Here is a 9,107-nt window from a genome sequence, read left to right as displayed (position 1 = left end):
ACCGTGTTTGCCCGTATTGTGCACTCTACTATTAAAAAATGCATCCCTCCGGATGCACTAAAATGACATATCCAATTCTTCCAGCGGCCAATACCTGAGATTTACTTTCCCCACAACTTCCTTAACAGGAATATAGCCAAAGTGGCGGCTGTCCCAGCTGCCATGGCGATTATCGCCCATCACAAAAAGCTGTCCTTCCGGAACCTTTTTCTTTCCCGTGATCTCTTCGAGGGTAAAGTTGCCTGTCAGAGAACCATTAAAGACTTTGGCCCGGTATTTTTCCAGGAACGGCTCATCTACTTTCTTGCCGTTAATGAACAGCTCATCGTCCCGATATTCAATCTGGTCACCGGGAAGGCCTATGACTCTTTTAACATAATCTTCTTTTTTATTTGCGTGAAAGACAATTACATCGAACCGCTCCAGCTCTTCCGGGTGAAAGCCAATCTTATAGACAACCAGCTTATTGCCTTCCTCCAGCGTAGGCATCATGGATTCCCCTTCAACAATATAACTGGTGAAAAAGAATGTCCTAATAAACGCGAAAAGGATGACACCTGCCGCCGCAGCCTTCAGCCACTGTGCACCTTCACTTTTCAATCCATCGTTCAACCAAACCACCGCCTCTTTATTCGACCTTGTCCTTTTCGTTTGCGGGCTATTCAGCATGGTCCTTATCAACACTCATATTCATTCTTACTTCAATTAACTTGCCTACATACCACAGAGCAAATATAATCAGGCCAACAATGGCTGTCCTGACAGGCTGCGTGATAAGTGAACGAATATCATGGCCCACGAAACTGATGGTAAATATCATCACCATTTTGCCGGCCATAACGGCGAGCATATATTGGTGCAGGCTTATCTTGGAAAGGCCTGCCACTATATTTACAAGTGCAGAGGGAGTGAAAGGGAAGCAGAGCAGCAGAAATAACGGGCCAAATCCATGGCGCTCCACCCAGCTCATCCCTTTTCGTACCTGCTTGTGCCTCTGCAGGAATTGCAGCATCCTCCTCTGTCCATATTTACGGACGAGCCAGAAAACCAGCATGGCTCCTGTACAGGCCCCTATCCAGGAAAAAAGGAACCCCAGCCATAGACCAAAAGCGTTGGCATTGGCCATGACGAACAAAAAGAGAGGCAGAAACGGCAGGAACGCTTCCAGCAGCGGCAGAAGGATTCCCGCAAAAGGGCCCAGAGCCCGGTATTGACCGATTAAATCCATTAAATTTTCTAGTGTGATCCATTCCTTCAGAAGTTCGAAATCCATTGAATTCTCCTTTATTGCAAAGAGGGTATGTATGCCTCATACCCATTGTACACCTTTTTTGATTCCTTAAAAAAGCAGATGGCAAATTATTCATATAAAAATTGCTTCAAGGCCTCGCGGTTTTGCTCCAGGTCGATGGACAGGACAAGGCCGGCCCCGCTTACCCGCATATCCTGGAAAGAATCTTTTACCGGGATTCTAAGTGTCTCAACATTCCGGCTTTCTTTGGACAGAAACCCTTTGCCGATTGAAATCATATCCCTTGTGCTTAGATTTGTATTGACGAAGGGAGTAACAACTCCGACGAGCTTGGGAAGCTTGGGCACTGTTTGGAAGGTTGCAAACTGGTTTCCAACTTCCTTGATGACCTTTTGCTGCCTCTCAACCCTGCCAAAGTCTCCTATCGCATCCTGCCTGAACCGGACATACCCAAGCAGATGCTCTCCATCCAGCCTTTGAACGCCGGGTTCAAGCGTTACGCCAATATTGTCCGACATCTGTTTTTCAACTTCCACTTCGACACCGTTGGGGAAAGCGGTATCAATCACATTGACAAATCCTTTAAAATCCACAATTGCATAGTATTGAAATTCCACATCAAAATTCTCTTTAATGGTCTGGCGCMCCAGTTCCGGCCCGCCATAGGCAAATGCCGCATTGATTTTATTTTCCCCATGCCCCGGAATGCTTACGTACGTATCACGCATGATGGAAGCGAGCTTATAGGTTCCTTTATCAGGATTGTAGCTGGCAATCATGATCGTATCCGTCCGCGCCTTTTCCCCTTTCCTGGAATCACTGCCCAGAAGGAGGATATTCGCCAAGCCATTTTCATCCCTTCTTCCTTCAAAAGGATACTCCTCGGGTTTTTCCCCAGCAACTTGCTGGGATGCTGCGACTCCGGACCGATATTGGAGATAGGCATATAGGCTGACTCCTCCAGCCAGGAGGAAAAGAACAACCAAAACAGATGCCCATCTGATTCTCCGCCGGCCCTTCCGCTTTTTTCTCTCATGGCGCTCTGCTCTCATCAAATCTCCTCCAACCATTTTGTCAGATATATATGTTGACATTAAAACCCTTTCAAAGGTTTCATTTCCTGTTGCTCTTATTTTCCTTCTTTTTTCCCTTGCTTAACCTGTTTTGCGCATTTTTTTTTGCCCTCCTAAAAAAAACGCAAAGCGGTCAGCTTTGCGGAATCCTTTCTTATTTTAAATTCTCTTCGAACCAGCTTGCTATATATTCCAGCCGCTGCAGCCTAAACTCAGGCTTGCCGCTGCGCGAAAGTTCGTGGTTCGATTCGGGGAACCGGACCAGCCTCGCCTTTTTGCCTTGCCTTTTAAGGGCAATAAAAAGCTGTTCAGCCTGTTCGATGGGACAGCGGTAATCTTTTTCGCTGTGCAGAATCAGAAGCGGAGTTTGGATTTTATCCGCGTAGGCAAGAGGAGAATGCTTCCACAATTTGTCCAGGTTCTTGAAATCAGCCTTTATCTGCCATTCTGTAAAATAATATCCGATGTCGCTGACACCGTAAAAACTGATCCAGTTTGAGATCGACCGCTGGGTAACAGCCGCCTTGAAGCGGGTCGAATGCCCGACAATCCAGTTCGTCATGAAGCCGCCGTAGCTGCCTCCCGTGACACCCAGACGATTTCCATCCAGGAAGGAGTACGTTTGAAGCGCATAATCGACTGCAGCCATGATATCTTCGTAATCCCCGCCGCCGTAATCGCCTCTTACCGCATCAACGAAATCCTGTCCATACCCGTGGCTTCCTCTGGGGTTTATATACAAAACCGCATAGCCCTTCGCCGCAAGGACCTGAAGTTCATGAAAATAGGTGTTGCCATACATGGCGTGCGGCCCTCCGTGGATTTCAACCACTAGAGGATATTTCTCCCCTTCCCGGAACAGGGTCGGCCTGAGCAGCCAGCCATGAAGGTTCAGGCCGTCACTTGAGTTGAATTGGATTCTTTCCGGTTCACTAATCTTTAGAGTACGGGCATAAGCTTCATTGACTGCCGTCAGCTGTTTTAGCTGCCCTGTCGTCACCTCGAGTTTGAATAATTCGCCCGGGAGTGCCGGCCTGCTGATGGCCGCCACAATCTCCTGCTTCCGGGGGTCAAGCGACATGCCGTACACATGCTGGTCATCCAGCAAGGCAGGATAAACCTCCCCATTGACATTCCCATAATAAATCACCGTATTCCCATTATCGGAAGCCAGGAAGTAAAAGCTTCCCTCCCTGCCCCACAGGATTCCCGGCACCTTGGCTCCMTGCTGGAAATCACCGGCCATGGCATCGCCGACATGGATGTCAAGCCCATCCGTCACACAAGTGGTAATTCCAGTTTCCAGTTCATAAAGCCACAGTTTTACAAGGGTTGCATTTTCATATTCACGTTCATGTCCAAGATAGCCAAGATACTTTCCATCCGGAGAAAAGGCCGCATCCCCAAAATATCCCCTGCCATTTGTAATTACCGTTTCATTCCCCGTCTGAATATGAATAAGGCGTACATCACGGTGGAAAGAGAAATCCTGGTCTGTATTCGGATTCCCTGACACCGCCACCCATTCTCCATCCGGTGACCAGCTATCAGCCTGGCTGTCACTCTCTCCTTTAGTAAGAAGCACTGTTTTGCGGGTTTGTACATCAACAACCGCTGCCTGCTTGTAGGTTCCATCCCAGAATCCGGCACTATCTGACTTATACTTCATTTTATCCACAACGAGAGGTTTGGCCTGCTTCTTTTCTTTATCCTCCTCTTTCTCTGAAATCAACTCTTCCCCCGGTTTCAGAAGTGCTGAAAAAGCAATTTTTCTGCTGTCGGGCGACCAGATGGGTCCGCTTGCGCCATGAGGGCAGGAAGTCAGTTTCCTTGCTTCTCCTCCTCCAGCTTCAAGGACAAAAATCTGGGCTTTTCCTTCCCTTGTTGAAACAAATGCCAGCTTTGTGCCATCCGGAGACCACTTCGGCGAATGGTTGCGGACGTTCCCAAACGTCCATTGTTTTGGTTCTGAGTTTCCGGCAAGGTCCAATATGTATAAATTAGAGGCATAGTCGTTTTTCCCTTTGACAATTTCTGTCTGAACATAGGCACATTTCTTCCCGTCCGGCGATATTTGCGGGTCAGTGACCGATTTTAACTCCAGCAAATCCTCCGGTTGGGCAAGTTGTTTAGATTGCATGATTGTTTCCTCCTTTGCCGGTTTCCTGCTCTTTATATTTCAATAACAGAAATAATTTCCCTTCTATGAAAAAGATTTTGTTTGGTGAATTTTTTTAAGTGAGGTGGAAAAACGTAAATTAGATAGCTCTTAATTTAAAATCACTTGAAAACAATCCTGTCCATACAGTACGATATAATAACAGAACATATGTTCCGAAATTTAAAAGGAGCAAACACAGATGACAAGGATACCTGAAAAAGACCGTGATATCATGGAGCAGGCCATTTACCTGCCAATGGTGCTGACCATTCTTGACCGTGATCTTATCGTTGTTGAAAAGAGTGGCTTCAAGCTAAAAAAACCTTATCTTGAATTGATTGAAGAAACGATGAAAGCCATCCAGCAGGAATTGGCCGTGGTTAAAAGCTACATGAAGCAAAACAGCCTGCGCGTTGAAAAGGTCAAGCAGGATGAGGCTTTTACCATGTACCTGTTCCTTTACAGGGGGTATGAAGAACATCATAATTATTTTAACCCGAGAATACGCAATAAAGTACAGGAGCTGATGATCCATTATCTGTTCAAAAGGCACAGGCAAACATCCAATTTAATTAAATAAGACCCTAAAACAGGGTCTCTGCCATTTATTCATTTTGGTCAAACAGATACCTTTCATTTATGAGGACTGGCTGCCTTTCTTCCTGGGCTTTCCGGCCGCTTATCAGATAGCTTGCCCTTCTTTCATTTTCCTTCATTCTCTGTAAAGTCCTCGTCCTTAGGAGCGAAGTTCTAAGCAGCTGTTTTTCAAAGGAACTATAGGAGACGGGAAGAATGAAGGCCTTTTTATTCCTGAAGATAACCCGTGTGCTATGCGGGTCATGGCGTCTGTGATCGAGAACATGCTCGTGCGAAACCCAGATGCAGCCTGTTTTGGTTGGCGATATGGTTGGCAAAAAATAAACGGAGCTAAAGGGGTCTATGGCGATGGGGATTTTATGTGTGATCCCAGTCAGCGTTCTGGTTGCTTTTTTCCTGGCTTCGTAATCCGAAAGATTGTACTCGCACCCTCTTTTTACCAGGTCAAGCGGCTTTAAKGGCGAAATGTATTCATCTTCCATTTCGACTACCTTTGAAAAAACTCTGCTTCCGTAAAGGAATGGGAAAATAATCATTGTAAGCGGGTTGATCTCATACTCATCCATGTGGTTATGCTCTCTATTCATGCCATCCTCTCCTTAATCGGGACTAATTACCCAATATACATCATATCATTGTTTCCAGGCAGATTTACCCATCAAAACCAAAAGTTCTAAATTTATACACAATTTCCCGAATAAAAGTTTTCTAAAAATTAAAATAATTTAGTTGATTATTCGCCTCCAACTCCATATAATAAAAAAAAGGTATAAGAGGTGAAGATCAGTGAAAGAGAAGTCGTATTCTGAAATCATGAAGGCCAGCGTTATGAAGCGGATCAAGGCAAAAGAAACATTTGTACTGGAATTATATGTTGATATGCTCCTCTCTGAAATTCAGCTCACCCATCGGAAGAAACAGCTGCTTGCTAAAATCGACAAAGCGATTGATGAACGAAATCAGCCTCTCTTCTTGACTTTGACAGATGAATTAAAGGATCTGGACCGACAGTTCGGCACATAGGAAAAACGAAATCCCCCGCTGCTGCGGGGGAATCTTTATTTTTAAGCGGCGGATATTCAAGGAAAACTGGACAAGCACTGGAACTGGCAGTTACTGAACGCAAAGAGCCCATTCTCATGGGCTCTCAGCTTCCCTGTTCCGCTTCTGGATTTCGTATTCCTCGAGCCTTGAGATCCGCTCCAGCATGGTGGGATGCCCATACCGGAATATTTTCACGAGCAGAGGCGGATTGACCTGGCTTAAGCCGGCCTGCGAAAGTTCCTGGAACGATGTGATGGCGGCTTCAGGGTGATCGGTCATTTCTATCGCATAGCGGTCCGCCCTTGTCTCCTGATATCTTGATACAAAATTGGATAATGGGCTGGCGGCAAAGGCCAGCATTGAAATGATCATCAAAAATAAGGGCAATGAACGAATGTCCCCGATATCGCCAACTTTCAAATCCTTACCATAGCCTTCAATTGCCCAGTTCATCACCCTCGCAGTAAGATACAGCCCCGCAAGCGACAAAAGCAGGTAGCCAGCAATGCCAATGTATAAATGCTTCTCAACGTAGTGGGCCATTTCATGGGCCATGATGAACAGGATCTGGTCGTCGTTCAGCCTGTTAAGCGTTGTGTCCCAGAGAACGATTCGGGAGTTCGTCCCAATTCCCGTGACATACGCATTCAGAGCATTGGTTTTTTCGGCCATATTGACTTCAAAGACATGCTCCGCCGGAATGTCCGCCCTGCTGGCAAGATCAAGAATCTTGGCTTCAAGTTCCTTGTTTTTTAACGGGTAAAAATCATTATAAAGCGGGTCAATCACTACCGGCTGGAAAAACATGATGAACAGAGTGAACGGAATGGAAAGCAGCCAGGCGAACAGCCACCAAAACTTCCTGCTTTTATTGATCAGCCAGTATAATACAAAGACAATGACAAGCATCATTCCATAACTGACCCAAAAGTCGATCAGTTCATCCTTCATCCAGGACGGAAAACTCTGCGTTGAGATATTATACGTCCTGGACAGGTTATAGCTCAGATAGCTTAATGGGAATGTAAGCAAAAATGTAAAAAAGGACAGCCAGATTACATAAATTGCAGCCTGGCCAAATTTGTTCTTTGTTGACTCCTGTCCCCATTTTTTGAACGCCCTGGAAAGGCCCAGCAGCAAAATCAGCAAATAAATCAGCCACTCCAAAGGAGCGGAGAGGAAAAACATCAGATTGCGGATCTTCGAATACTCTTCGCTTAGCATCAGTTCCCGTGCATTCATAAAGGTAGCAGGGTCTGCCCTCGAACCTTGATATTCAAATGGCAAGCTTGTATCGGCGAAATAAAATAGATACCCGTAAACAAGAAAGCCATAAACCACATAGGCAAGCATCGCATAAAAGCCAATCTTTCTTGCCACAGCTATTCCCCCTTTTCGTGCAACCCTATATGACTAGTTTAAGCGGATAAGCCTAAAATAGAACAAGAAAGACAGCTTTTCTTATTTTGTTCCTATTGCCAAAAAGGCATCAAGAATAATTCCCGATGCCTTTTCATTTTGAATTTACTAGAAGAAAAACGAGCAGGCGCTAAGGACGGCAATGGAGCCAATCACCACGACAATCACATTGGCCCCTAAAAAAGCGGCGGCAAATGCCGCGGCCGCACCGACAATACCATACCAAATATCTTCCTGGATATACAGCACTGCGGGAAAAATCAACGCCCCAAGCGTTGCATAGGGAACATTTTTCAGGATTCCCTGGATAAATGGCGGCAATTCTTTCCCCCTGAACATAATGAATGGCAGCATGCGGGGAATATAGGTTACCAGGCCCATCCCAATAATCATCAGCACAATTTCCTTATTCACGGCCATCTACCTTCTTTCCAGATTTCATCGTTTCGACGGCTTCCACAATGATGGCCGATAGGAGAGTTGCGGAAACGATGGCCCATCCTGTGGACATCAATTCGCCTAGTGTAAAGACCGTATTAAAAGAGGCAGCAAGCGCAGCCAGATAAACGACCTTGATGCTTTTTTTCATGGAAGGAACGAGCAGGCCGATAAACATCGCGTACAAAGCAATGGACATGCTTTCCTGCAGCGTCTTGGGCAAGCCCGCCCCAATTAAAAATCCAACGCCTGAAAAAACCACCCAGCTTGAGTAGGAGATAAGGGTCAAGCCAAACATATATCCTGTGGACACAGTGCCCGGTTGTGTGGCGGCAACAGAAAATGTTTCATCCGTAATGCCGAATGAATACAACATCCTTTTCCCGGGCGTATCATCTTCAGCCTTTTCATTCAGGGAGGCCGCCATTAAAAAGTGACGGATATTGACGATGAAGGTTGTCAGGACAATTTCAACCATGCCTATTCCCTGGGCAAGAAGACTAAGGGATATGTATTGGGCCGCTCCGGCAAACACAAGCAAACTCATCATAAGGGTCTCGCCCAATGTCAAACCGGTCGTTTTAGCAATCAGTCCAAAGGTAAGCGCAACCGGCATATACCCAATGGCAATACTGATGCCACCCTGCAGGCCCTTTTTAAATTCTGAAACCCGGCCAATGGCCATGACATTTTCCATAAGGAATCACACCCCTCTTGTTGATATTTGTTTGCATTCTAGTAATGAATATATTAATAAAACGAACAATTAAGCTATATTATACATAGTTCTGCCATATTTTTGAACGGCTGTTTTTCTCCTCTTCGGGTAATTGGGGATCTGGGTACTGCTTGTCAGTGACTCTTTTTCTTCTGTTCTGCCGGTTTTGGGTGCTGAGGCTGCCTATCAGTGACTTTTTTTCTTCTGTTCTGCCGAGTTTGGGTACTGACGCGGCCTGTCAGTGACTTTTTTTCTTCTGTTCTGTCGATTTTGGGTACTGAGGCTGCCTGTCAGTGACTTTTTTTCTTCTGTTCTGCCGAGTTCGGGTACTGGCCTGTCAGTGACTTTTTTTCTTCTGTTCTGCCGAGTTCGGGTACTGACACGGCCTCTCAGTACCTCTTTTTT

11 protein-coding genes are annotated in these 9,107 nt (G+C 45.8%); 2 read left to right on the top strand and 9 right to left on the bottom strand.

Annotated elements, in window-relative coordinates:
* Nucleotides 1-57 precede the first annotated feature (57 nt).
* The 4 genes from lepB to ADU22_RS08900 all read right to left on the bottom strand — a co-directional run bounded on the left by lepB (nucleotide 58) and on the right by ADU22_RS08900 (nucleotide 4,465).
* Nucleotides 58-612 carry a signal peptidase I gene (lepB, locus tag ADU22_RS08915; protein WP_053361832.1) on the bottom strand — a complete coding sequence of 185 codons (555 nt, stop codon included), beginning with the start codon at nucleotides 610-612 and terminating at the stop codon, nucleotides 58-60.
* Between the two features lie 46 nt (nucleotides 613-658).
* Nucleotides 659-1,273 carry a TVP38/TMEM64 family protein gene (locus ADU22_RS08910; RefSeq protein ID WP_053361831.1) on the bottom strand — a complete coding sequence of 205 codons (615 nt, stop codon included), beginning with the start codon at nucleotides 1,271-1,273 and terminating at the stop codon, nucleotides 659-661.
* 86 nt (nucleotides 1,274-1,359) lie between these two features.
* Nucleotides 1,360-2,304 carry an LCP family protein gene (locus tag ADU22_RS08905; RefSeq protein WP_082252813.1) on the bottom strand — a complete coding sequence of 315 codons (945 nt, stop codon included), beginning with the start codon at nucleotides 2,302-2,304 and terminating at the stop codon, nucleotides 1,360-1,362.
* A gap of 175 nt (nucleotides 2,305-2,479) precedes the next feature.
* Nucleotides 2,480-4,465: a S9 family peptidase gene (locus ADU22_RS08900; protein WP_053361829.1), complete on the bottom strand. Its 1,986-nt coding sequence runs from the start codon at nucleotides 4,463-4,465 to the stop codon at nucleotides 2,480-2,482.
* 220 nt (nucleotides 4,466-4,685) lie between these two features.
* Between ADU22_RS08900 and ADU22_RS08895 the strand changes: the two genes are divergently transcribed.
* Nucleotides 4,686-5,066: a YhjD family protein gene (locus tag ADU22_RS08895; protein ID WP_053361828.1), complete on the top strand. Its 381-nt coding sequence runs from the start codon at nucleotides 4,686-4,688 to the stop codon at nucleotides 5,064-5,066.
* Nucleotides 5,067-5,091: 25 nt separating this feature from the next.
* Here the strand turns inward: ADU22_RS08895 and ADU22_RS08890 are convergent, their stop codons facing one another.
* Entirely contained in the window at nucleotides 5,092-5,670 is a 579-nt protein-coding gene (locus ADU22_RS08890; protein WP_069187966.1) for a competence protein ComK, read from the bottom strand.
* Between the two features lie 199 nt (nucleotides 5,671-5,869).
* Between ADU22_RS08890 and ADU22_RS08885 the strand changes: the two genes are divergently transcribed.
* Nucleotides 5,870-6,106 carry an IDEAL domain-containing protein gene (locus ADU22_RS08885; protein WP_053361827.1) on the top strand — a complete coding sequence of 79 codons (237 nt, stop codon included), beginning with the start codon at nucleotides 5,870-5,872 and terminating at the stop codon, nucleotides 6,104-6,106.
* 114 nt (nucleotides 6,107-6,220) lie between these two features.
* On the opposite strand, the gene ADU22_RS08880 is transcribed toward ADU22_RS08885, so the two are convergent.
* The 4 genes from ADU22_RS08880 to ADU22_RS25160 form a co-directional block, all read right to left on the bottom strand.
* A complete protein-coding gene (locus ADU22_RS08880; protein WP_053361826.1) occupies nucleotides 6,221-7,507 on the bottom strand; it encodes a M48 family metallopeptidase in 1,287 nt (428 codons plus the stop codon).
* 147 nt (nucleotides 7,508-7,654) lie between these two features.
* A complete protein-coding gene (locus tag ADU22_RS08875) occupies nucleotides 7,655-7,966 on the bottom strand; it encodes an AzlD domain-containing protein (protein WP_502688738.1) in 312 nt (103 codons plus the stop codon).
* Nucleotides 7,953-8,681: an AzlC family ABC transporter permease gene (locus ADU22_RS08870; protein WP_053361824.1), complete on the bottom strand. Its 729-nt coding sequence runs from the start codon at nucleotides 8,679-8,681 to the stop codon at nucleotides 7,953-7,955. The genes ADU22_RS08875 and ADU22_RS08870 overlap by 14 nt, the downstream gene beginning before the upstream one ends.
* 207 nt (nucleotides 8,682-8,888) lie before the next feature.
* The coding region (locus ADU22_RS25160) for a hypothetical protein (protein ID WP_231687857.1) at nucleotides 8,889-9,107 on the bottom strand (219 nt) is incomplete at its 5' end.

This window comes from Bacillus sp. FJAT-27251 (assembly GCF_001273925.1).
In the GTDB taxonomy this organism is placed as follows: Bacteria; Bacillota; Bacilli; order Bacillales; family Cytobacillaceae; genus Mesobacillus_B.
This window is presented reverse-complemented; position numbering and strand designations above follow the sequence as displayed.